This window comes from Mammaliicoccus lentus, assembly GCF_002902755.1.
Taxonomy (GTDB): Bacteria; Bacillota; Bacilli; order Staphylococcales; family Staphylococcaceae; genus Mammaliicoccus; species Mammaliicoccus lentus.
Window position 1 is genome coordinate 35,470 of the sequence record NZ_PPRS01000006.1, and the last position, 26,009, is coordinate 61,478.

Genomic DNA, 26,009 nt, shown 5'->3' on the forward strand with positions numbered 1-26,009 from the left:
CCTACCTATTTTTTATTATAGCTAACTATAAGTTTATGGTTTCTTAAACGATACCACGACTTCAGTTCCTTCATCAATCTCACTTTTTATATCGATATCTGCATCATGATATTGAATAATAGATTCTACTATAGATAATCCCAAACCATTGCTGTCTGCATGGATATTATGTGATTGATCACCTTTATAAAATCTATCTTTTATTTGTGATAGTTGTTCTGGTGACATGCCGAAACCTTCATCGATGATAGAAACATACGTTTTGTTTTCATCATAAAATAATTTAATTTGAATCATACTAAATTCTGGTGAATATTTAATAGCATTGTTTAAAATATTATAAAATGCTTGATATAACAACTTAGAGTTCCCTTTAATATTTATTTCTTCTAAATCAAACATAACTGACATATCTTTTTCATCAATAAAATAATTTAAATTTCTCACTATGTCTTTTAATAACTTATCTAGCTCTATATCATCATCAAAAGTTAAATGTTCACTGTTATCTAATTCAGATAACAATAACAGTTGCTTCGTCAAATTACTCAATCTATAAGCTCTGCTATAAATATCTTCAATAATTTGAGTTCTCTTATTTGCGTTTTCTTCATGTTCAAGTTCTCTTAGTAAGCTTAAAATTGATTGTAATGGTGATTTAATTTCATGGGATACATTTTGAACGAAAGACTGACGCATTGTATCTAGTTGTTTTAATTCATCTCTCATCCTTATAAATCTTTGTTGAAGTACTCCAATTTCATCATCACGAGTTACTTTAATATCAACATCAAAATTACCCTTACCTATAGCTTTAGTTGTTCGCATCAACCTTCTAATTGGCGTTGTTAACGAATAGCTAGAGAACATAACTAGTATGAGTGAAATTATAATTAATAAAACAAGTAATATCGCTAAGAATACTCTAAATTCACCTAACATCGTCCCTACGCTTGGTCTCATGAATAAGGCATAATGTTCTCCATTATGATTGATTTTAAGACCTACTGTATTCCTCGTTTCATTATCAAAGAAGCCTGTTATAAAAATATTAAATGGTCTTTGTTTTATTCCATGATAATCTTTACCATCTAAAACTTTCGTAACTTCACCTTTGTCTAAATTAAATTTCCTAAATGAATCACCATAGTAAGTAGCTTTTTGTTTTTCATCATATAGAATGGCTTGATAATGCAAATCACTGACGTGATTTAAATATGTATCCAAAGATACACCTTCATCATCATCAATATATTTTTGTACTTTTTTTAAAGTTTGCATGACTTTTTGGTCGTTTTTATTTTTCAAATCTATATGATAATAAATATTGGTTAAAACGAATCCTAGAACAGAACTTATTATCATTACTACAATCGTATAAATGGTGATACGCTGAGCTAATGATTTAAACTTCACCTTCTAGCACCACCTTATAACCAACACCTCTTACAGTTTTAATAAGCACGTCGCTATTTAATTTTTCAAGTCTTTTTCTTAAACGTTTAACATGAACATCTAACGTTCTTTCATCACCTTCGAAATCTAATCCCCAAACAACTTCTATAATGCGTTCTCTTTGTAACACTTTATCTTTATTTCTCATTAAATAATCTAATAGTGTAAATTCCTTTTTGGGTAGTAGCATTGATTTTTGATTAATGGTTATTTCCATATCGATAGAATTAACTGTAGTATTGCCTATTTTCAATTCGTTAGAAGTATTAATTTGAAACCTTCTAAGAACAGCTTTAATTCTAAAAATTAATTCTTTCATTTCAAATGGTTTAGTAACGTAATCGTCCGTACCAGCTAAAAATGCATTTTCTTTATCACTAAGTTCATCCCGAGCAGTTAACATAATGACTGGTACATCAAAGCTGTCTTTTAGCATTTTACAAAGTTCAAACCCATCAATACCTGGCATCATAATATCGACAACAGCAATATCTATATGTTGATGCTCTACAACATCTAAAGCTTCTTCTCCATTTAAACTCGTAATAACATGTATATTTTCACGCTCTATTTCTCTTTTTAAATCATTCAAAATAAATCGATCATCATCTACAACTAAACAGTTAACCAAGCTATCACCTCTTACTTCCTATCATACCAAAAATTGAATAAAAAATTCTCATAATACCTTATTTTTCTATTTAATTTATGAAAAAATATGAGGCTAGGACATAAAATAAATGTCTCAGCCTCATATACATTATCATTTATAAAATCACTTTCATTTTATACGTTACGGTTAACTAGTGCGTTAACATTTGTGATAATCATTCCGTCAACAACACGACCAGGTAATTTATTTAAATTAACAGACGTATCTTGATCTTTTTTAACATCGTAAGAAATATTTTGAGCGAAATATTTCATTGTTTCTTCCATTATAATTATTGTCATCCATTCACCAGCACAACGGTGATTTGTGTAATAATCTCCGCCACCTTGCGGAATTAAGTCGAATGGACTACCGTCCCAATCGTTAAAGCGGTTAGGATAGAATCTTTCAGGATTTTCCCATAGACCTTCTCTGTGTAATGTACCGTAAATATCTAATACTAAGAAAGTATCTTTTTCGATTGTATAACCTTCAAAATCAATATCTACCGCAGCTTTACCTGGTAAATAAGGTACGAATGGATAGAATCTTCTAACTTCTTGGATAAATTTATAAGCGTAGTCATCTTCATTATTAAAGACGCGTTCTGCTTCACCAGGATAATCATGGAAAGCTTTTACACCAAAGCTTACAAAACGGTTAATCGCAACTAATGGACGAACAACGTTCATTAAATCAATAGAACATAATCTAGAATCCATTAAGTTACCTTCGAAATCTTCCCAATGACTAAATTCGTATAATGCTGTACCTTGTGGTGGGTTTATTTTACCTTCACGAACAGCAATAATTTGATTTTCAAGGAAAGTCTCTACACGATCTCTTGCTTGTTTAGCTTCTCTATATCCTTTAAATACTGTGCCGATATTTTTAAATGAATCAATCATTGTATCCATATCTGCTGCACATTGTTCGATTTCTTCAGGAGAAGCAATAATACCAGCCCATCTAAAGCCAATTTTTGTTAGCATTAAGATCGATTCTTTATAAACATTCACTTCGTCCATTCTTTCCATACGCTCAGTATTCATGAACCAATGATTACGTGTTAGTTCTCTTAAATACTCTAAGTTCTCTTCAGTCATTAAAGACATAAATAGTGCTTTACGATCAATATGTTTTTTGCCGCCAGTAGTATGTATAGCACCTTTACCAAACAAAGTATTTACAATACGTTTAGGTAGTGTTCCTTGTCTTTCAATTAAATCATTATTATAGAATAATTCAGCAGCTTCTTTACCACTTATTACGACAGTTCTACGTCCACCTAATGCTCTTAATTCAAAAATATTTGTGTTATGTTTTTCAAGTCTATTTGGTACATATTCGTACGCTTCTTTCAATACTGTAATAGTATTATCAAGACCTCGTTCTCTTGGTATATTCTTACCCATAAATATGATTGCCCCCTAAATTATTGTAAATTTCATATACTTTCATATTATTTCATTTTCTGACGAAATAATCAATTAACATCTATTATTAATAGCAAATTTAATATCGTAATCATATAATGCGTGTCTTTTTGACCATTCAATGAGCTCATTTGGATAGACCATTGAATCATAATTTTTTCTTTTTAGATTATAAACAGGATAGCTTAATAGAAAACGTTGGTCTATCTTCTCCTCAACCAAATCCATATATGATAAATCACCTTTTGTAGGTCTACCAATTACGTTAACTATGTTTGAATTTTGAACTTTTTGAACAAACCATTCTGCAGCCATCTCTGTATCTTTGTCTATTATAATTGTTATATCTTCAAAGCGACTTAGTCCTGTGAATTCAATTTGATTATCATCAAAATATTGCCAATTTCCTTCTGTTTGATCGATAATATTTTGATAAAAAGCTTGTTCATTCATTTCTTCAGACTCTTTATACAGCTTTTCAAGTTTTCTTATAAATAAATTTGTATGTTTTTCAATTGTAGTTTCAACTTGCGCTTCATTAGTTCCAACTTGCGAGCGTAAGCCAACCTCATAAAAATATGGTATTAAAAATTCAGCGATGCTTAATCTGTCGAAATTCGCATTTCTTACGTCAAATATGATTCGAGAACTTTTAATTTTTGATAATTGATATAATGCATCAATTGTTTGTTCAAATGAAATATTACCTTTAATATTTACAATTGGAATTTCATCTCTTTCATAAATTCGAATTTGTGCCTCTTCTTTGAATATATACTTTTTTAATTCGAAATGGTAAGATTGATGACTTCTATTTATATCAACATCATTTTGCAATGTTAAAATATGATGCCAATCTTCACGATGATAAGGTTCCTCACCTAAAATACGATGATATCTTTTTCGACAATATTCAATTCCATCTCCTGAAAGAGCTGTAATTTCATCACCTACTACAAATCTCAGGTCATCCGTTACTTCAATGACAATTAAAGCATCTTTAGTAGCTCTTACTTTAAATCCAACTTGTTGCTTTTGTTCTTTTAAGGCTGTTAAGCTACTATACTTTATGTTTGCATCATAGAAATAATTATTAATCACTTCGATAAACACTTTATCTGTTAGATGAGGTGAGTTCACTATATTTTTATACTCTTTATATACTTCAAGTATAGATTCTTGTGTATTTATATTATGTTCAACTTGTTTATGAATATATTCAAATATTGATACATATGGCAACATTTTCATTCACCTCATAACCGTTTTCTAAATTTTACTAATAACAACTGCTGAAATCAATTATTTTTTAAATTCGTTAATTCCCCCTAATAAAAAAGTAGTAAAAATCCTTAATAACAGAACTTTTACTACTTATAAATGTCTTGGACATTTTAAAATTTAAATGTTTTAGAAATCATCATAATCAATCTCGTTACTTTCTATTTCTTTGCCGTCTACTACAACACGATACTCTGCTGATTCATCTTCAGGTATTACGAAATTTAAAGTTTTGGTTGTATCTTTTTTAATAGTGAAAGTTTCAGTAGCATCTTTTATTTTATGTGATTTATCTTTAATAAATATTTCTACTTTTTGACCTTTTTTACTATCAGAACCTGTAAAAGGTATATAAACTGTTTGATTATACGTTTTATCACTTAAACTATCTTCATCATCTTTGTCTTCATCTTTTGAATTTTCTTCATCTGAATCCGATTTTTCTTTTTTACCATTAGATATATTAAAGTATATTGTTGAATCTACAGGTAATTGTACATTTTTATATGACTGTTTAACGATAGTGTCTTTTGACTTTTTAGAATCTACTTCTTTAGTTTCTACTTTAAATCCTAAATCCTCTAATTCAGATTTAGCAGTATCTATATTTTCACCTGTATAATCTTTTACAAAAGCTTGTTCAACACCAATAGATTTAGTTAAAATAATCGTGGTATCTTTAGGCACAACTTTACTGCCTGGCTCAATACTTTGATTAATTATAGACCCTTCAGTAGCACTATCATATTCCTCTTTTATTCTTACAGAATCAAAACCGCTTTTCTCTAGTTTTTCTTTAATTTCTTCACTGGATTTCCCAATATAGTCTTCGACTGTAAAAGTTTCTATACCTTTAGAAATCACTAAATCAACTTTAGTCATTTCTTTAACTCTTGTTCCTACTTTTGGCGAAACTTTCATTACTTCGCCTTCTTTGAAATTATTACTGAAATCTTCTGTAATTTTGCCTTTTCTCAGACCTTTTTCATCTATTAGCGCCATTGCTTCACCTCTAGATTTACCAAGTAAATTTGGTACATCTTCATACTTAGGAGCAGTCAAAGCAAAACCAATAGCGCCTAAAAGCATGAACACTAATAAAATCGGAACAAATATAATCAACCATTTGCTCTTTTTACGTTTTGGTTTACTACTTTCATTGTTTTGAGCTGAATTAGTCTGACTGTTAGACGCCGAAGCAACAGGTACAGCTTTTGTATGTTCATTGGAACTTTCTGATTTAACAACTGGTATCGTCTTTGTCTCAGAATTTGTATTATATCTTGGCGTTTCATCTTTTCTTTCATCATCCAAAGCTGTCTGTAAATCAAAATACATTTCGTCTGTATCTCGATATCTTAAAGCTTTTTCCTTTTGAGTTGCTTTCATTATTACATTTTCAACGCTTTGTGGGATAGATGGTCGTTCTTCTTTCACAGATGGTATTTCTTCTTGAATATGTTTAATTGCCACACTAACTGGCGTTTCTCCACTAAAAGGTGGATGACCAGTTAGTAATTCATAAAGTACAATACCGATTGAGTATATATCTGAAGATTCATCTGTAGATTGACCTTTAGCTTGTTCAGGAGACAAATATTGTACCGATCCCATTACATGGTTGGTTTCAGTTAATGCTGTTTCACTTAAAGCTCTAGCAATTCCAAAATCTAATATTTTTAAAGTGCCATGTTGAGTCATTAAAATATTTTGTGGTTTTATATCGCGATGGATAATTCGGTGATGATGTGCATGAGCAATACCCTTTAATATTTGAAGCGTCATTTCAATCGCTTCTTCAGCAGATAATCGACCTTCTTTAATTAAATATTCTTTCAAAGTTGGTCCTTCTATATATTCCATTACTAAATAGTAACAATTATCATCTTCTTCAACATCTAAGACGTTCACAATATTATTGTGGCTTAAGATTGTTGTGTTTTGAACTTCTCTTTCGAAACGTTCGACAGTTTTTTCTTTTTCATAAGGCGGTATATTGATAACCTTTACTGCAACTTTACGATCTAATATATTATCTTTTGCTAAATAAACATTGCTCATACCACCGCCACCTAAATACTTCACAAACTCATAGCGACCGGCGATTATGCGACCTATCATATTTTTCCACCTTCGAATGGACATAATATAAGTGAAATATTATCTTTCCCTTCGGCGTTAATGGTAACGTCTATCAAATCTTTACCTATTTCATCAACTGTTCCTTCATGAGACATGATAATTTCTTGAACATCATTTTCATGTAAATAATCTGTTAAACCGTCTGAATTTAATAATAAATAATCGTAGAATTTAGTATTAAAATAAAATACATCGGCGATAACACGTTTATCTGTACCCATAACTTTAGTAATAATATTTTTTTGTGGATGAGTAAATGCTTCTTCTTTTGTTATTTCTCCAATCGAAACAAGATGATTAACAAATGTATGATCATCTGTTAATTGCATCATTTCTCGATTATTAATCAAGTAAGCACGTGAATCACCAATATTTGCCACTACGACATCTTTTTCGTAAATTAATACACAAACACATGTAGTTCCCATGCCTCTATATGCATCGTGGCTCATCGATTCGTTATATAAATGTCTATTGATTTCTGATAAGTTCGATTTCAACCATGCTTCAGCTTGTTCAAATTCAATATAATTTTCATTTTCGAATCTTTCTTTAAGTGAATCATTCACAAATTGACTTGCAACTTCTCCTGCAGCGTGGCCTCCCATTCCATCACAAATTACAAGTAATTCTTGACCAGTCTGGTTTACATAGATTCCACCTGCATCTTCATTTTGTTCCCGAAATTGACCGACATCTGTAAAAAAACGTGCTTCCATGATTTGTTACCTCGTTTCTTCTTTTCGCTCTTTTGCTCTTAATTGTCCGCATGCAGCATCAATGTCTGCACCTTGGTTACGTCTAATTGTAGTATTGATACCTCTTCTTTTTAATTCATTTTCGAATTTAAAGATATCTTCTTTTGTTGTTTTAACATAGTCGCGCTCTGGTACATGATTTACTGGAATTAAATTCACATGGCAATTTAAATGTTTAATCATTTCTGCTAGTTGTCTCGCATGATGAACTTGGTCATTCACGCCTCCAAATAAACCATATTCAAATGTTATACGACGATTAGTTTTTTCTACGTAATATTCAATAGCTTCCATTAATTTATCTAAATCATATGCTCTGTTAATTGGCATTAATCTTGAACGTGTTTCATTATCAGCAGCATGTAAACTTAAAGCAAAGTTAATTTGTAATGATTCATTTGCGAAATCGTAAATTTTTGGAATGATACCTGAAGTTGAAACTGTAATGTGACGCGCACCAATATTTAAACCTTTGTCATGGTTAATAATTTTTAAGAAGCCCATCATTTCATCATAGTTCTCAAATGGTTCACCAATACCCATAATAACAACTTGGCTTACTCTCTCATCAGTTTCATCAAGTGCTTTTTGTACTGTTAGAACTTGAGATACAATTTCTCCCGCTTCTAAGTTACGTTTTAATCCACCTATAGATGATGCACAGAATGTACAACCGATACGACAACCTACTTGAGTCGTTACACAAACGGAATTACCATACTCATGTCTCATTAAAACTGTTTCAATTGTGTACCCATCTTGAAGTTCAAATAAAAATTTTATCGTGCCATCTTTACTTTCTTGTTTAACTGCTACTTCTAATGTAGTGATTTCAAATGAATGAGCTAATTTTTCTCTTAATTCTTTTGATAAATTTGTCATTTCGCTAAAAGAATTTATTCTTTTTACATACAGCCAATCAAAAATTTGTTTTGCTCTAAATTTTGGTTCTGATTGTTCTACTAACCAATCTTCCAATTCTCCCAACTGTAAAGAATATATTGAAGGTCTTTCAAAGTTAGGCATAAATTTATTACGCTTTTTCTGTATCGCGGGCATATTATCTTTCCTTTCTTTTCACTTTAGTAATAAAGAATCCATCAGAATTATAATCTTGAGGGAGTAATTGTAACGTTTTCGTTTCTTGATTGGTTCTTGGGTCTATAAAAGTCGAGAATTCAAAGTCTTTATTAGCTTTTAAAAACGAATAAACAACGTTTTCATTTTCCATTTGTTCAATCGTACATGTTGAATAAACAAGTTCTCCACCAGGTGCTAAAGATTTACTTGCATTTTCTAAAATTTCCAATTGTAAATGCCATAATGCTTCTACATCTTTTGATGTTTTTTCATATTTGATTTCAGGTTTTCTTCTCATTACCCCAAACCCACTACATGGCGCATCAACTAAAATATAATCATAAGTTTGATTAAATGGTTGCGTAGCGTCATGAACATCAGTATTTACATTTTTAAGTCTTAACTTTTTAACATTAAAATCAATCAAATCGATTTTATGTGGATGAATATCATAAGCATCAACTTGACCAGTTTGGTTAAGCATTTCAGCTATATGACACGTTTTTCCTCCAGGTGCACTACAAGCATCTAATACAGTACTACCTTCTTTAACATTCATTATTTCAGCTACGAACATTGAACTTTTATCTTGAACTGAAAGAAGTCCGTCTTTAAATAATCGATCGTTCACTATTGGTTCACCTTTAATGTGCAAACAACGTTCAATATCTTTATCTAATTCGACAGTATAACCGTTACTTTCCAATCTTTCAATAGCTTCTGAAACTGTAATTCTTGTCGTATTCACTCTTACCGTTGTATCAGGAGGCGTTAAACTTAATAAACACATTTCTTTTGTTTTTTCGTAACCAAAATGAGTAATCCAATGTTTTGTTAACCATAGAGGCACACTAGCTTCAACTGATAACCTTTTGTCATCATGTTTAATTTCATCAAATGTTCTCAAAGGTGCTGCCATGAAACTTCTAAGTATAGCGTTTATAGCTTTACTATTATGCAGGTCACCACGATTTTTTGCTATGTTTACGGCTTCGTTAATAATTGCATGATCTGGCACTTTATCTAAATAAACATATTGATATGCGCTCATGATTAATAAACGTTTCATCCAACCTTTTAATTTAGTTTGTATAAAAGGCTCTATTAAATATTCCAAAGTGATTTTTCTTTGTATTGTTCCATATACAAGCTCAGTTAATAAGCCTATATCTTTTTTTGATACAGCTTCATTTTTAATTGCTTCATTAAGCTGTAGATTACTGTATGCTTCACCTGTTAGTACGTCGTCTAATATCGTTAAAGCAACATATCTTACATTATTATTCATCATATTAATTTTGTCCCATCAATTTTGGATTGTAATCCGCTTATATAATCACGTGTTTTTACACGTTTTTTACCTGCTAATTGTATTTCAGTTAAAGCAACGCCATCTTCGGAACCAGTCGCAACAATAATTGCATCTTTAGTCGTTTCAATGATTTCACCTGGTTCACCTTTGACATTCTCAACGATTTCACTACGCCACAGCTTTAAGTTTTTACCGTCCATAGTCGTATAAGCAACCGGCCAAGGTGATAATCCACGAATGTGATTGTGAATTGTTTGAGCATCTTTAGTCCAATCAATTCGTTCGTCTTCTCTAGAAATATTCGATGCAAATGTAGCTAAACTGTCGTCTTGAACAATGCTATCATTAGTACCATTAAAAATAGTAGGTAAAGTTTTCTTCAACAATTCTGTCCCAAGTGTTGCTAGTTTATCGTGAACTTCTCCTACTGTGTCATTTTCAAGTATTTCAACTTCGTCTTGACTAATAATATTTCCTGCATCTAATTTTTCTGCCATGTACATAATCGTAATCCCTGTTTTTTTCTCTCCATTCATTACAGCATAATGAATTGGCGCGCCACCTCTATATTTAGGTAACAATGAAGCATGCACATTGATTGCTTTATGTTTTGGCGCATTAAGCAAAGATTTAGGTAATAATTGGCCAAATGCAGCTGTCACGATTAAATCAGGTTTTAAGTTAATGATTTCTTCTAATTTAGAAGAATTATTTAGTTTTTCAGGTTGATATACAGGTATATTATGTTCTAATGCTACCTTTTTAACTGGCGGTGGTGTTAGTATCTTCTTTCTGCCAACAGGACGATCTGGTTGTGTTACAACTGCAATTACATCATACTCTTGAATAAGCATCTCTAACACATCTGTAGAAAAATCAGGCGTACCCATAAAAACAATTTTACTCATCCTTATACATCTCCTCTAACTCTTCTTCACTAACTTCTCTCGTCATTTTATCTGTAAACAACTCACCATATAAATGATCAATCTCGTGTAAAATAATTCTCGCAATATCATCATATGCAGTTAATTCTACATCATTACCATTTAAATCTTTACTCTTAACAGTAATCATGACACTTCTTTCAACCTCGCCATAAACACCCGGAACGCTGAGACAACCTTCTACATCTGTTTCAGTTTTTTCAGATTGTGTTAAAATAGTTGGGTTTATAAGCTGCAAAATACCATCTTGCTCCATATCAACAAGCGCAACTTTTAAATCAACACCAATTTGTGGCGCGGCAATTCCAACACCATCATTATCAAACATTGTATCTTCTAAATCAGCAATTAATTGCTTTATTGATTCATCAAAATTTACGACATCTTTAACTTCTCTATTTAAAATTGGATTGGGGGCAGTAACAAGTGGTTTTACAGCCATATCTATCGCTCCTTTATAAAAACTCATCGTATAATTATAACTTAAAACAAATAAAAAAGACAGCTATAACTGCCTTTTTAAAATTTTAAAAACACTTTATACAAATACCATTATGTATCTATTTGTAAATTGGTTTTATATTCTTCTATTATAGTTTTCTTAGATTGATCGTCAGGTTCAAAATACCATATACCATCATCTTCTATTTGATTCATTCCATCTAATGACAATTTATCAATATGATTTGCACCTTTTTTATAGCTTTCATATAAATTTTTAAAATCTCCTGCCGAATAATTCGACTTAACATTTTTTTCGCTTGCTTTTAAAATTTTATTTAATGTTATAACATTTTTACTTTTCGTCACTTTTTGTGACACAGCTTCAATAACTTGTCTTTGCCTCGCTGTTCTACCTTCATCTCCACCAGCACCCTCTTGTTTCCTACTTCTAACATAATCAAGTGCTTGTTTGCCGTTAAGATTGGTTTTCTTTCCTTCTTTAAATGTTGACCCATTAAAAGAAAATGAAGCATTGCTTGTAACTTCTATACCATCAATAATGTCTATAATTTCTTCGAACCCATCCATATCAATTGTTATATAACCATCTATTGGTATGTCAAAATTATTCTTGATTGTATCTATTGCTGTCTTAGCGCCTCCATATGCATAGGCATGTGCTATTTTTTCGTTTCTATCTATATCATTAATATAAACGTTTGTATCTCTAGGTAATGTTAAAAGCTTTGTAGTTTCTTCTTTAGGATTAACTGATGCAATCAACATCGAATCAGTTCTTTGCCCTATATTTTCTTCGTCTCTTTTTTCATCAGTATCAACACCAAAAATTGCAATTGATAAAGGTTTTTTATTTTTAATTTTATCTACGGATTCTTTTTGTTCTTCTTTAGTGCCTATCTTTTCTTGAACATTAACATTGAATTGGTTCAGTCTTGATTTTACATAAATCGTTATTGTTGATCCTATAACCAAGATGATAAACAATGCTATGACAATTTTACCTTTTCTTGTTAATTTCATGTTTTCGCTCCCTATTTATCAGTTTCTAAATCTTTTTCCATATTTATCTTTTTAGTAGTAGCGAGTAATAGCCCGAAAGCAACACTGATACTTAAAAGAGAAGAACCTCCATAACTTAATAAAGGAAGTGTAACACCTGTTAAAGGTATTATTCCTGATATTCCAGCTAAATTAATGAATACTTGTAAAAATAAATAACTAACTACACCTATACAAATTATTTTGTAGTAATTATTTTTAGTCGTATTAGCGTATATAATTCCTTTAAATGTTATATACATATATAATGCTATAACTGCGATAACCCCTATTAAACCTGCTTCTTCAGCTAAAACTGAAAATATAAAATCTGTGTGTGGTTCAGGTAAATAACCTAATTTCATAATGCCGTTCCCCATACCTTGACCAGTAACGCCGCCATTACCAATTGCTAATAAAGAATTAGATAATTGATAACCTTCACCATTTTCATATTTAAATGGTTCCATGATTACTTTAATTCGATTCAATCTGTATGTATTTTTTGTATCAAATATTAATGTGTAAATTAAATAGATTACAAATGGCAATGAAATCGAACTGAATAATTGAATTTTTACAATATTTTTTATATCTGAATACATTAAAATAAACAATATAATACCAATATTTAATATTGTGCCGCCTAAATCACCTTGAACTAAGATTAAAACTAAACCAAAACCTAGCATAAACAATGGGGGTAATAAAGTTTTAATGTTATATATCCTTGCTTGGGACATTTTTTTATCGATTATGTATGAAAGATATATGATAGAGGCTAACTTTAGAAATTCTGAAGATTGTATGCTGAAAAAACCTAAATTAAGCCAATTTTTAGAACCATTAATTTCACTTCCTAAAATCAAGGTAATAATAAGTAAAATGATGACACCGATAATAATAAATTGTTGAAATGCTTTCGCTTTTAAAGCATCAATGTCCACAAAATAAGCAATAAATAGAACAATTAAAGTACCTACAAATAAAAATATAGATTGCCTGACCATAAAATGATTACTATTAATTATATTTCCATTTGTTAATGAACCCATTCGTGCAGGAACCATACTTGCGCTGTAAATAAATATAATTCCTATAATCCCCAATATTAAATAACAAAATAAAATACTTTTATCCACATTTTTATTTATTTTATTATAATTTTTAAATCTAATTTTATACACCCCACATTCTCAAACAATCGTAACTTTTTTTATTATGTTAGTCAAACATATTTTAGGATAACCTAAATATCATTATTGTTTTATTCAACAAATATATATTGAAATAAATAAAATTATTTCAAAATGTAAAAATACATTTTAGTTAAATTATTGCACTCTGTATTGTATACTAAAATTGCATACAATTAAGGAGGAGGTTAAATTAAATATAATAAAATTATATTTGGAACTTTAATTTTATTTGTTTTGATCTTAATTACTGCATGTTCTAACGACGAAAAAAATCAGAAAAAGAAAGTTCAGTAAAACCAGTTCGGACGACTGACCCTGACACTGAAAAAGGAAAGTTATTACGTAAAGGGGAAGAATTAATGATTTATACCAACTCTAAAATGCCTGAGCATGTTGGAAACAAATTAGCTTGTACGAGTTGTCATGCTCAAGGAGGAAATGGAAATGCTCTTTCTCTAGAAGGTGTCTCTAAAAAATACCCACAATACAGAGACCGTGAAGGTAGAGATGTTTCACTTAAAGAGCGAATTAATGGGTGTTTAGCTAGGAGTATGAATGGGAAACCTATCAAAGAAAATAGTGAGGAAATGAAAGCAATGGTAGCTTATTTAGATTTTATTAGTGAAGACATTAAAAAATCTGAAGCACCAGAGATAGAACAAGCAAAAAATATACCTGAACCTAATGTAGATAAAGGAAAAGAGGCATTCGATAGAAATAATTGTTTATCTTGTCATGGCAATGGTTCATCGAGTGCCCCATTTACAGGACCATCGTTATGGGGACCAGACTCATTTAATACTGGTGCAGGTATGAGTAGATTTTCAAAAATGTATGACTTCATTTATCATAATATGCCTTTTGGTGAAGAAGGAACGTTGAGCAAACAAGAAGCTTCAGACATAACTGCTTATATATTGACGCAAGATAGACCAGAGTTTGTAAATAAATCAAAAGAAAAATTTTATCCAAAAGGTGGAGAACCTGACGATAAAATTTCTGAAAAAGAAAGGGAACAAATATTAAATCATGATTATGATTGGCAGGAATTAGAAGAAGTAAGTTCTAAATAATTGATTTGATAATTCTATATAATAAAAAAGCCCCTTTGTTAGGGGCTTTTTTATTGCTTTTATGTTCATGAAATGAATATAATATTATTCATAATATTTTGCTTGTATATAAGTAAAATTGTAATTATTGTATAAATTTATTTCGATTGTTCAAATATATAATCTCCTACAATTTTTGATGCTTCGCCTTTTTCAATAGAACAAAACTTTTCATAAAAATTTTCAATCTTATTTTTATATTTTAATTTATGCTCATCTAATTTTTTTAATTCTTCTGCTAATTTAAATTCATCAGTTATAATTTCACCCGGCAATTCATTCATATAATCCATATAGAAGCCTCTTAAACCTTTATCGTATTTTTCTATATCATATGCGAAAAAGAATTGAGGACGTTTTAATATACCAAAGTCAAACATTACTGACGAGTAATCAGTAATAAGAGCATCAGTTATTAAATATAACTCGGAAACATCACTATAATTTGATACATCAATTGCAAAATCATCATATCCATTTAAATCTAATGAATTAGCAATTAAATAATGCATTCTTAATAAAATTACATATTCATCGCCAAGTTTTTCCTGTAAATTAGCTAAGTTAATTTTTAAATCAAATAAATATTGTCCTTTTTTTACGAATTCATCATCTCTCCATGTTGGAGCATACATAATCACTTTTTTATCTTCAGGTAAATTCAAATCTTTTTTAATTTGTTTAATATATTCTGTATCATTTTGTCTATTAACTAATACATCATTTCGTGGATAACCAATCTCCCAAGTTCTCTCTTCGTTCATCCAAAAAGCAGTTTTAAAAATATTCGTTGAATATCGATTTGGTGAAATTAAGTAATCCCACCTAGAAGTTTCTTCGTAAAAATTCTTTTTATAATTTGCTGTAGTTGTATTAGGCATTCTAACTACTTTCATATCATTGGCTAATCTTTTTAACGGAGTACCATGCCATGTTTGAATGAATATTTGATTTTCTTTTTTATTTAAATAAAGTGGTAAACGAGCATTAGTTACCCAGAATTTCGCTTTTGAATAGGCCTCATAGTATTCTTTTGAGCCCTTCTTCACTTTCATCGCATTTCCCATAATTACATTTTGATCGGGATTAGAAAATACCCAAATATAATTTAGTTGAGGATAATTTTTTTGCATATACTCATATATATATTTAGGACTATCGCTATAGTTTTTTCCACCAAAAGATTCAAAGACAATTGTATTAGAATCAACGCAGTCCTCTTTATCTGTTAGTTGATACTTAGAACGATTTTTCATTTTATTATTCTGTATTATATTTTTAACGTGTCTAGAAACACCTCTTAAATTATTGATATATTTAGCATTTTCAACAGAATTCATGGTTAAAAATAGCACTTCAAGGTCATATAATAATTTTGCATCTTTAAGAAGATCCCATTTTAAAGCTTTAACAGCTTTAACTAAAGGTTTTTCTAGAATTTTGTACCTTAAATCTATATCTTTTAATAATGGATCAAAACCATTTTTTATCTTTTGTTTCATTTTATTTATTAAGAATTTTTGTACTTTTTTATTATTTGTTCTATTCATTGAATCTAGAAAACTGTTAACGTAATCTTCAAAAGTTAAAATAAAATCTTGATCACTTAAAGTATTTCCATTAAACGGGTCGTACACTTCTCCTCTATAATAAAATGGAAAATCAAACAATCTCACAAATCTTTCAGCGTAGTTGATATACTCCAATACAAATGAAGCATCAGTATATATTTTCAAGCTTTCATTAAACCTTATATTATGTGCTTGAATAATTGTATTTTTAAATACAATATTACAAGCTGAATTTTTTCTTAAAAAAGAATTTGGATTTGATTTTTGTGTAAGATACTCTACTCTAACTTTATCTTTATTGACATATTGTGGTCTATTAATAGTAAATTTATGAATAGGAGCTATTAAACCATCTGTACCATTTATTTTAGAAAGATAATATTCAACTGAATAACTAGCTAATTGATCATCACCATCAAGAAACATTACATATTGTGTATCTACCTTGTCTAGAGCAATATTTCTTGCATAAGCATGCCCTTTATTGTTTTCATTTTTTATCAAGTTAATATTTTTATTAAAGCCTTTTATTTCTTCTTCTAATATTCTAGTAGATAAATCTGTGGATCCATCATCAACGATGATTAAATCAAAATTTTGGTTCCTTTGTTTCTTTATACTATTTATACAATCTTTTATGTGTTCTTCATTATTATAATAAGTAATAATAATTGTTAATTTATTCAATGTTTTACTCTCCTTTATTACATTGATTAATAATTTAATTCATCTACTAATTCTTTGTAATTTCTTATTGCAGAATCTAAACTGAATCTACCGCTCAATTTTACATCTTTCATTGGTTTATATCTAGCATTTTCCATTGCTTTTGCCATATCATTAATATTATCTTGTTCAACTAATATACCATTTTTATAATTATCTATTAACTCACTAGAACCATATCTAATATTATAAGATAATACAGGACAACCATTATTTATACTTTCCATAACCGTTAACCCAAAACCTTCGAATTTACTAGTTAATATAGATGCAATTGATTTTTCAAAAACTTGTGCTGGATTGCTAGTATATCCTTTAAATTCAATATAATTAGTTAAATCTAACTCTTTAACTAATTCAGATAACCTATTTAACTCTCCATCTTCATCTTTTCCATATATAAGCAACTTAGAATTGTTACCTTTTTCGATATATATTTTAAATGCTTTTATTATATGATCAATCTGTTTTTCTTTTGAAATTCTGCCTACGTAACAAAATTGATTAGATTTTTCGAAAGTTTTTTCAGTGTTTAATGTTTCTACAAAGTGAGGTATTACTTTAATTTTATCATCATTAATATCAAACTCTGACTGTATATCATTCTTCTGATAATCTGTTAAAACAATATATTTGCTAATTTTATCACTATTATTTAGAGCTAATTTATATGAATTTCTAGTACCATTTTCCACAAAATGAGTGCTGTGAAAAACTAAAACTCTTTTCAATTTTTTATTACAATCTATAAGAGGTTTATCCAATAATCTTGCATCATTAAAAACTATTGAATTCTCTTCCAAAACATTATTGAAATAGAATGTGAACATTTCTTTTTCAGTTTTAAAAAATTTAATTGGTACATGATTTTCATACAGAATAATGTACAATAATTTATTCTTATTTATATCAGAAAAATGTTTTTTTAAATATAATTCACCGTTTTTATTATAATATTCTTCGTATAATTTAGAATAATTAGTTGCTGAATAATTTGTAATTCGATGTAAAACACCGTTTCTTGTATACTCTCTTCTTTCCAACTTCTTTTTAGATATTGGAGACATAAAATCTTCAAACATTAACACTTTTGATCCTTCATAGAATTGTCTATATAAAACATACTCATTTCCTTTATAATACCTAACAATATTATTATCAATTTTTGACTCTAAACCAGATATTTCGATAGAAGTCTGTTTAGGACTTTTAGAAAATAGTGAAGTTTTATTATGTTTTTCTAATAAATTATTTCCAGATAACCATTCATAAAGATTTCTAATGATTAAATTATTGCTAATAATATTTCTTTTTTTAAAATTTTCATATACGTTCAGATAATCAGGATTATAATTCGTTGTATGAATAATAGTAGATTCATTTAACTTTTCTTCTAAAAATTTTATTCTATATAATAACGATTTTGTTCTACCTCCGTGTATTGGTGGTAATGTCGATGTTATAGTGTGTAACAAAAAAAGTCCCCCTTTGATTTATATAATTAAGTATTATATTATTTTACCCTTTTTTATTATAAAAAATCCTCACTCTCAAAGAGTGAGGATTTATCTCAATTCAAATAATAATTATTAAACTATAACTTTTATTATTTCATACTTATTTATATAGTTCAATAATTTAATCAAAATTATTTTTAATGAAGTTATAATTAAACAAGCATTCTACATCATCATTTGCGGATTTATATCAATCTCTAATGATAGTTTATCTTTCATGTATTGTTCGTGATAGTAATCATCTAAGTATTGCAGTGCTGTAAGTAGCCCTGGTTCGCTTTTAAATTTAATAAGTATTTGGAATCTATGTTGGTTGTTAATACGTGATAACGGACTTGGTGAAGGACCCAACACAAATGATTGTGGTGTCACATGTTGTACTAAAATATCATGTATATGTTTCGATGCTTTTAATACTTTTCTTTTATCGAAATGACTAATGGTCAAGTTAACAAGGAAGTAATATGGTGGATATCTTCCTACTTGTCTGAATTTCATTTCTTTTTCATAAAAAGATAAGTAATCATTTTTAGTTACGTCTAGAATAGCGTAATGTTCTGGATTATACGTTTGTATCATTACTTCTCCAGTCTTCTCATGTCTTCCTGCACGCCCTGCTACTTGTGTTAAGAGCTGGAATGTTTTTTCGCTTGATCTAAAATCAGGCAAGTTCAACATTGTATCTGCATTTAGAACTCCGACTAATGTTATATTTTCAAAGTCTAATCCTTTAGCAATCATCTGTGTTCCTAATAATATATTTGCTTCTTGATTTCCAAATGCATTTAACAGTCGCTCATGGGCGCCTTTTTTAGACGTAGTATCTACGTCCATTCGAATAACTTTGGCATTATCGAATGTTTCATATATAAGTTCTTCAACCTTTTGTGTACCCACACCCATTTGTCTAATATGTTCACTACCACAACTTGGACAAGTCGGTGGCATCGGTTCACTATATCCGCAATAATGACATTTTAAATCATCTGTTGTTTTATGATAAGTTAATGAAATATCACAATTTGGACATTGCGGTACATGTCCACAATCTCTACATAATACAAATGACGAATGCCCTCTTCTGTTTAAGAACAATACGATTTGTTCATTTTTATTGATTCTATCTTGAATCGCTCTTGTTAATGGTTCAGAGAACATTGAACGGTTCCCTGCTTGAAGTTCTTCTCTCATATCCACTAACGCTATTTCAGGCATTTTTTGCAAATTCACTCTGTCTGGTAATCCTAAATAATGATAAACACCTTTTTCTGCGCGTGCAAATGTTTCTAAACTTGGCGTTGCTGAGCCTAGCACAACAGGACAATTATGATATTCACTTCTCCATATGGCAATTTCACGGGCATGATATCTTGGATAATCTTCTTGTTTATATGTCGATTCATGTTCTTCGTCAATTATAATAAGACCTAAATTTTCAAATGGTGCAAAGACACTTGATCTAGCACCGACTGAAACGCTCGCCTTACCATCTCTAATTTTTTGCCATTCATCATACTTTTCGCCTTTTGATAAGCCTGAATGAAGAACTGCAACTTCATCACCAAATCTCGCTTTGAATCTATTAACCATTTGTGGCGTCAATGCAATTTCAGGAACAAGCATTATTGCTTGTTCACCTCGATTAAGGACGTTTTCTATCGTTTGTAAATACACTTCAGTTTTACCTGAACCTGTGACACCGTGTAATAGAAATGTCTTTGATTCTTCATTTGAAACTGATTTATCTATATTTTCGAAAGCTGATTGCTGTGCTTCAGTAAGTTCTTTATTATTTTCTTTTTCGAATATTCTATTCTCATACGGATCACGATTAACGACCGCTTCATATTTTTCTAACACTTGATTTTTCACAAGTGTTTGAATACTAGAATTTGAAAACCCTTCTTCTTTTAACGTTTTTAACAATACATCTTCATGACGATGCTCTATTAAATAATTCAACACATCTAATTGTTTTTCTTTTTTACTAATAGCTTCCAATATTTCATCTAATCTATCAGTCGGTATAATCCTTACACATGTTGCATACTTACGTGTTAATTGTTGACCTACAATTGTATCTTTAGACAATATATTTTTATCTACAAAATGTTCAAGTTCTGAAACGATTTGCAATTTCTGAGCTTGATCAAAAGTTAAAATACCTTCTTTATTGAAGGTATTTAGCAATTCTGCTGGTAAAGGTTCTGGGTCATTTACTTGATAAATTTTTTGGTATTTTGCTTTTACGGCGCTAGGCAACATGATTTCAAGAGCGGATATACGTTTAACTAAATGAAAATTCGCCATCCATTCACTCAACTTAATCAATTCAGATGTAAGTTCTGGTTTAAAATCTTTAACTCTTATTATTGATTTTAATTTAGAGGCATCTATATCACTAGATAAATGTTCACTAATGTCGATAACAAAGCCTTGGATTTTTCTTGATCCAAAAGGCACTTCTACACGAACTCCAACTTTAACGATTTCTTCAATGTCTTGTGGTATTTTGTAATCGAACATTTTGTCTACATTTTTAGAAGGAATATCTACTACTACATGAGCTATCAAGAATTCCACCTACTTGCAATTTCGTTTAAAATTTTAAATGCTATTTTTTGTTTAGATTCTTTCTTAAATGGTACTCTATCTCCATTAGCAAAGAACATTTCAACTTCGTTATCAGAAGATTTAAATCCAATTTCCTGATTTGCAACATGATTAGAAATAATCACATCAGCATTTTTCTTTTTTAATTTACCCATAGCATATTTTTCTACATTGTCGGTTTCTGCTGCAAAACCAACTAAATATTGATTTTGTTTATGTTCACCTAAATATTTTAAAATATCTGTCGTTCGTTTAAAGACTAATTCAAGGTCACCATCTTGCTTTTTCATTTTCTTATCTGATGTTTCAACCGGGGTATAATCAGCTACAGCTGCTGCTTTAATAATCATATCCATATTATCTTTGTACTGTTTCACAGCTTGAAACATATCTTCTGCACTTGTAATTTGGACGTATTCCACACCTTTAGGCTGAGACAATTGAGTTTCTCCACTTACTAATATAACTTCGGCACCTAGGTCTCTTGCTGCTTCAGCCAGTGCATAACCCATCTTTCCACTAGAGCGATTTGTAAAGTATCTTACTGCGTCAACTTTTTCTATAGTCGGACCTGCAGTTATCAAAACTTTTTTGCCTTGTAATGAAAAAGTTTGAAGGTTTAAATTTTCTTTAAAATAATCATCAATAATCGTTAATATTGTAATCGGTTCTTCCATTCTTCCTTTGGCTACATAACCACATGCTAAATATCCTTCTCCAGGTGCAATAAATTTATAACCATACTCTCTTAATTTAGCCATGTTCGCTACTATAGAAGGATGTTCCAACATATGAACATTCATCGCTGGTGCGATAAATACAGGCGCTGTAGTCGCTAGTAATGTAGATGTGACCATATTATCTGCTAACCCATTTGCCAACTTACTAATAGTATTTGCGGTAGCAGGCGCAACAATAACAGCATCAGCCCAATCTGCTATAGTAATATGTTGTATTTCACTAACATCTTTTTCGTCAAAAGTATCTGTATAAACATGATTACGGCTGATTGCTTGGAAAGCTAGAGGAGTAACAAATTGTTGGGCATTTTCAGTTAACATCACTCTCACTACGTATCCGTTTTGTGTTAATTTACTTGTTAAATCAATCGCTTTATAGGCAGCTATGCCACCAGTAACAGCTAGAAGTATATTCTTCATTTGTGTACGCCTCCAAATTACAATTATTATTAACACTTATTATACATTCTTTAATTTATACTGTCATGAATTCAATCTATATATTAAATTGAAAAAAGTATGTTATAAGCGCATTTCCAGTCCAATCAGCTACTGTATATATAATAAACAAGGCTGAGACATAATAATGTCCCAGCCTGCTGATATTATGGAGATATTAATCTTGTAGTTTAGCTTGTACTTTATGAGCTGCAATCTCTTCAAGTGCTTGTCCTACATTTTTAAGAGAACGATACTCATCTAATAATAAACTATCAGGATATTCTTGAAGTTCACGTGCTCTCTTTGCAGCTGTTGTTACGATTAAATATTTAGAGTTAATACTATCTTTAAGTTCATTTTGTGCTGGATATAACATTATTTTTTTGCCTCCAATATCATTTTTCTATATCTAGCTTCTACACGTTCTCTTTTCAAATGTTCAGCTTCAACAATTGATTGAATACGTGCTTTCGCTAATTCTACTTCGTCGTTCACGACAACATAATCGTAAAGATTCATCATTTCTACTTCTTTACGGGCTTCAGTAATACGATTTTGAATAATTTCATTCGATTCTGTGCCTCTACCAACAAGTCTTTCTTTTAAATGCTCTAAGCTTGGTGGAGCTAAGAATATAAATAAAGCTTCAGGAAACTTCTTTCTAACTTGTTTAGCGCCTTCCACTTCAATTTCTAAAAATACATCATATCCGTTATCCATTGTATCCCTTACATATTGTACAGGTGTACCATAATAATTACCTACATATTCAGCATACTCTATAAATTGATCATCGGCAATTAAAGCTTCAAATTCTTCTCTTGATTTAAAGAAATAATCTACGCCATCAGTTTCACCTGGACGCATATTCCTTGTAGTCATTGAGATAGAATATTTAAAATCGGTACTAGGATCATCAAAGATTGATTTTCTTACTGTTCCTTTTCCGACACCAGACGGACCTGAGAGAACAATCAGTAACCCTTTTTCTATGTTCATGTCAAACGACCTTTCCTAATGAATACTAACGATTTATCATCATTTTGTTTTTTATATCTTACCATACTTCAATTCTGTATGGCTAGAGAGGTTGTAAACTTTAAACAGAAATATACTCATTTAATCCCTTACATGTTACAATAAATTGACTTTTTAAAAAGGTGTGAATGCAAATGGCTTTTGATGGCTTATTTACAAGAAAGATAGTAGAAGATATACAATCGCTCGTAACTGGGCGAATTCATAAAATAACAGAACCAAGTAACGACACTATTATTTTAACAATTCGTAGTGAAAGAAAGAATAATCATCTATTATTATCTACGCATGCTAATTTTAGTAGATTTCATCTTACTGAAGAAAAACTAGAGAATCCTTTTGATCCACCGATGTTCTTAAGAGTTTTAAGAAAACATCTCGATGGTGGTATCATACAAGCGATAACGCAAATTGGAAATGATAGATTAGTTGAAATCGATATTCATTCGAGAGATGAAATTGGTGACTTAAGAAAACGTACCCTCATTTTAGAAATAATGGGAAGACATAGCAATATTATTTTAGTAGATGGTGAACGTAAAATTATAGATGGGTTTAAACATCATACACCAAATACAAATACTGCTCGTACGATTATGCCAGGTTTTAAATATGAATATCCACCTACAACTAAGAAAATGAATCCTTTTGAAGTAGACGATATTAATAAATATATTGATTTTAATTCTGGTAAAATTGATAGACAATTACTTCAACAATTCGAAGGATTTAGTCCACTTATCACAAAAGAAATTGTATCTAGAAGACCGTTCATGAACCAAAGTACGCTTGTAGAAGCATTCGATGAAGTGATTAACGAAGTAAAGGAAGAACCTAAGCCAGTCATATATAACAACCACTCAACTGGTAAAGAAGTTTTCTATTTTATGCCTCTACATTCTTATGGACAAGACTATACAAGTTTTAACACATTACATGAATGTTTAGACCGTTTTTATGAATCTCGTGGAGAACGAGAACGTGTAAAACAACGTGCATTAGACTTAGTTAAAATTGTTGACCAACATTTACAGAAGTATAAGCATAAGTTAGAAAAACTTATTAACGAACAAGAAGCAGCAAGTACTAAAGATATACAACAATTATATGGTGAATTAATTACAGCAAATATGTATCAAATAAAACAAGGTGATGAATCGTTAGAAACAATTAATTATTACAATAACGAGCCTATTACTATTCCTTTAGATCCAACTAAATCGCCTTCTATGAACGCACAATATTATTATAAACAATATAACCGTTTAAAAACGCGTGAAATAGAATTAGAAAAACAAATTAAACTTACTCAATCTAACATTCTATATTTCGAGTCATTGGAACAACAACTTAAACATATTTCTGTTGAAGATATTGATGATATTAGAGAAGAGTTAGAAGAACAAGGATTTGTAAAAAGACGTAAAAATAATAAAAAGAAAAAATCTAATAAAATTACTTTAACAACGTTTGAATCATCTGATGGTCAAACAATATTATTAGGTAAAAATAATAAACAAAACGATTATCTTACACATCGTATCGCAAGAAAGAACCAACTTTGGTTCCATACTAAAGATATTCCAGGTTCACATGTTGTTATACAAGATACAGAGCCTACAGAAACAACGATAAATGAAGCGGCAATGATTGCAGGATATTATTCAAAAGCAAGTCAATCAGGTCAAATACCTGTAGACTATACTGAAATTAAAAATGTACACAAACCAAGCGGAGCAAAGCCAGGATTTGTAACTTATGATCATCAATCGACGCTATATGTTACAACTGACTATGATGATATAAAGAAATTATTAAAGAAATAATTCATCATAATAAAGTTATAAAAATAGCAGTGAAAATTCCACGTTGGTGGAGAATTCACTGCTATTTTTTATTGATTTTCTGGCAATGCTAATTGGAAATTAACGCCGTATTTATCTTGTACCCATGCGAATTCTCTAAAAGTTGGGGGTATTTCTGTTTTAGGCATTAAAATAGCACCGCCTGACTTTAATTCTGAATACAAGGTTTCCATTTCCATAGCATTATCACAAGTAACATATAAAGACATTGCTGGGTTCATTTCAATATCTACTCCGTTACTTTGATCAATCGCCATAAAAATTTCACCGTTCATTTTAAATATAGAATGTTGTACTGTTCCAGGTTCACCTGGCCCTTCTTCGTCATACTTAACCATAGTTAGTATTTCACTATCTTTAAAAATAGATGTATAAAATTTAATAGCTTCTTCCGCTTCACCATTAAACATTAAAAATGTCGTTATTTTAGGTATCATTGGTTTCACTCCATTAACGTATTTAAATTGTTTCTTTTATCTTATATAATGAGTATAATCATTATAAGGTTTAAAGACAAAGGAGAGATATTATGTCATTGTCATTATTATTACCGGTTGTCATCTTATTAGCAATCATCATTATAGGTTATGTCTTCATAAAATTGTTCTTAGGATAAACATT

21 protein-coding genes are annotated in these 26,009 nt (G+C 30.1%); 2 read left to right on the forward strand and 19 right to left on the reverse strand.

Features of this window, described 5'->3' with window-relative positions; all coding sequences use genetic code 11:
• Positions 1–33 precede the first annotated feature (33 nt).
• The 12 genes from CD135_RS03025 to CD135_RS03080 all read right to left on the reverse strand — a co-directional run bounded on the left by CD135_RS03025 (position 34) and on the right by CD135_RS03080 (position 13,753).
• Entirely contained in the window at positions 34–1,416 is a 1,383-nt protein-coding gene (locus CD135_RS03025) for a sensor histidine kinase (protein WP_103268795.1), read from the reverse strand.
• A complete protein-coding gene (locus tag CD135_RS03030; RefSeq protein WP_017000128.1) occupies positions 1,406–2,086 on the reverse strand; it encodes a response regulator transcription factor in 681 nt (226 codons plus the stop codon). The genes CD135_RS03025 and CD135_RS03030 overlap by 11 nt, the downstream gene beginning before the upstream one ends.
• Positions 2,087–2,241: 155 nt before the next feature.
• The gene (locus CD135_RS03035) at positions 2,242–3,522 is read right to left on the reverse strand and encodes a cytochrome P450 (protein WP_017000129.1); all 1,281 of its coding nucleotides are present in this window, start codon (positions 3,520–3,522) and stop codon (positions 2,242–2,244) included.
• Between the two features lie 75 nt (positions 3,523–3,597).
• A complete protein-coding gene (locus CD135_RS03040; protein ID WP_258027582.1) occupies positions 3,598–4,794 on the reverse strand; it encodes a S41 family peptidase in 1,197 nt (398 codons plus the stop codon).
• Between the two features lie 159 nt (positions 4,795–4,953).
• On the reverse strand, positions 4,954–6,945 hold the full coding sequence (gene pknB, locus CD135_RS03045; protein WP_017000131.1) for a Stk1 family PASTA domain-containing Ser/Thr kinase: 1,992 nt from the start codon (positions 6,943–6,945) through the stop codon (positions 4,954–4,956).
• Complete coding sequence (locus CD135_RS03050) at positions 6,942–7,688, reverse strand: Stp1/IreP family PP2C-type Ser/Thr phosphatase (RefSeq protein WP_103268797.1); 747 nt, start codon at positions 7,686–7,688, stop codon at positions 6,942–6,944. Before CD135_RS03050 ends, pknB begins: the two co-directional genes overlap by 4 nt.
• 3 nt (positions 7,689–7,691) lie before the next feature.
• On the reverse strand, positions 7,692–8,783 hold the full coding sequence (gene rlmN, locus CD135_RS03055; protein WP_103268798.1) for a dual-specificity RNA methyltransferase RlmN: 1,092 nt from the start codon (positions 8,781–8,783) through the stop codon (positions 7,692–7,694).
• Between the two features lies 1 nt (position 8,784).
• The gene (gene rsmB / locus CD135_RS03060) at positions 8,785–10,095 is read right to left on the reverse strand and encodes a 16S rRNA (cytosine(967)-C(5))-methyltransferase RsmB (protein WP_174700880.1); all 1,311 of its coding nucleotides are present in this window, start codon (positions 10,093–10,095) and stop codon (positions 8,785–8,787) included.
• The gene (gene fmt / locus CD135_RS03065; protein WP_103268799.1) at positions 10,092–11,024 is read right to left on the reverse strand and encodes a methionyl-tRNA formyltransferase; all 933 of its coding nucleotides are present in this window, start codon (positions 11,022–11,024) and stop codon (positions 10,092–10,094) included. Before fmt ends, rsmB begins: the two co-directional genes overlap by 4 nt.
• Positions 11,017–11,505 (reverse strand): peptide deformylase, encoded by a 489-nt coding sequence (gene def / locus CD135_RS03070; RefSeq protein WP_017000140.1) that lies wholly within the window; start codon positions 11,503–11,505, stop codon positions 11,017–11,019. Before def ends, fmt begins: the two co-directional genes overlap by 8 nt.
• A 110-nt stretch (positions 11,506–11,615) precedes the next feature.
• On the reverse strand, positions 11,616–12,548 hold the full coding sequence (locus tag CD135_RS03075) for an LCP family protein (RefSeq protein ID WP_017000142.1): 933 nt from the start codon (positions 12,546–12,548) through the stop codon (positions 11,616–11,618).
• An 11-nt stretch (positions 12,549–12,559) separates the two neighbouring features.
• Entirely contained in the window at positions 12,560–13,753 is a 1,194-nt protein-coding gene (locus tag CD135_RS03080; RefSeq protein WP_174700881.1) for an FtsW/RodA/SpoVE family cell cycle protein, read from the reverse strand.
• A gap of 371 nt (positions 13,754–14,124) precedes the next feature.
• On the opposite strand from CD135_RS03080, the gene CD135_RS03085 reads away from it, so the two are divergent.
• Positions 14,125–14,838, forward strand: coding sequence for a c-type cytochrome (locus tag CD135_RS03085; RefSeq protein ID WP_103268800.1), 714 nt, complete (start codon positions 14,125–14,127; stop codon positions 14,836–14,838).
• A 137-nt stretch (positions 14,839–14,975) separates the two neighbouring features.
• Here the strand turns inward: CD135_RS03085 and CD135_RS03090 are convergent, their stop codons facing one another.
• From CD135_RS03090 to gmk, 6 genes are all read right to left on the reverse strand, one after another.
• Positions 14,976–17,135 carry a bifunctional glycosyltransferase/CDP-glycerol:glycerophosphate glycerophosphotransferase gene (locus tag CD135_RS03090; RefSeq protein ID WP_103268801.1) on the reverse strand — a complete coding sequence of 720 codons (2,160 nt, stop codon included), beginning with the start codon at positions 17,133–17,135 and terminating at the stop codon, positions 14,976–14,978.
• Positions 17,136–17,161: 26 nt separating this feature from the next.
• Positions 17,162–18,649: a glycosyltransferase gene (locus CD135_RS03095; protein ID WP_070045132.1), complete on the reverse strand. Its 1,488-nt coding sequence runs from the start codon at positions 18,647–18,649 to the stop codon at positions 17,162–17,164.
• 207 nt (positions 18,650–18,856) lie between these two features.
• Entirely contained in the window at positions 18,857–21,265 is a 2,409-nt protein-coding gene (gene priA / locus CD135_RS03100) for a primosomal protein N' (RefSeq protein ID WP_064204061.1), read from the reverse strand.
• Positions 21,262–22,464, reverse strand: a complete 1,203-nt coding sequence (gene coaBC / locus CD135_RS03105; protein ID WP_070045131.1) for a bifunctional phosphopantothenoylcysteine decarboxylase/phosphopantothenate--cysteine ligase CoaBC — start codon at positions 22,462–22,464, stop codon at positions 21,262–21,264. The genes priA and coaBC overlap by 4 nt, the downstream gene beginning before the upstream one ends.
• 196 nt (positions 22,465–22,660) lie before the next feature.
• On the reverse strand, positions 22,661–22,861 hold the full coding sequence (gene rpoZ / locus CD135_RS03110; protein WP_017000158.1) for a DNA-directed RNA polymerase subunit omega: 201 nt from the start codon (positions 22,859–22,861) through the stop codon (positions 22,661–22,663).
• On the reverse strand, positions 22,861–23,484 hold the full coding sequence (gene gmk, locus CD135_RS03115) for a guanylate kinase (RefSeq protein WP_017000160.1): 624 nt from the start codon (positions 23,482–23,484) through the stop codon (positions 22,861–22,863). The genes rpoZ and gmk overlap by 1 nt, the downstream gene beginning before the upstream one ends.
• A 173-nt stretch (positions 23,485–23,657) precedes the next feature.
• On the opposite strand from gmk, the gene CD135_RS03120 reads away from it, so the two are divergent.
• The gene (locus CD135_RS03120) at positions 23,658–25,349 is read left to right on the forward strand and encodes an Rqc2 family fibronectin-binding protein (protein WP_103268802.1); all 1,692 of its coding nucleotides are present in this window, start codon (positions 23,658–23,660) and stop codon (positions 25,347–25,349) included.
• A 68-nt stretch (positions 25,350–25,417) separates the two neighbouring features.
• Here the strand turns inward: CD135_RS03120 and CD135_RS03125 are convergent, their stop codons facing one another.
• Entirely contained in the window at positions 25,418–25,825 is a 408-nt protein-coding gene (locus CD135_RS03125) for a VOC family protein (protein WP_064211148.1), read from the reverse strand.
• Positions 25,826–26,009 lie beyond the last annotated feature (184 nt).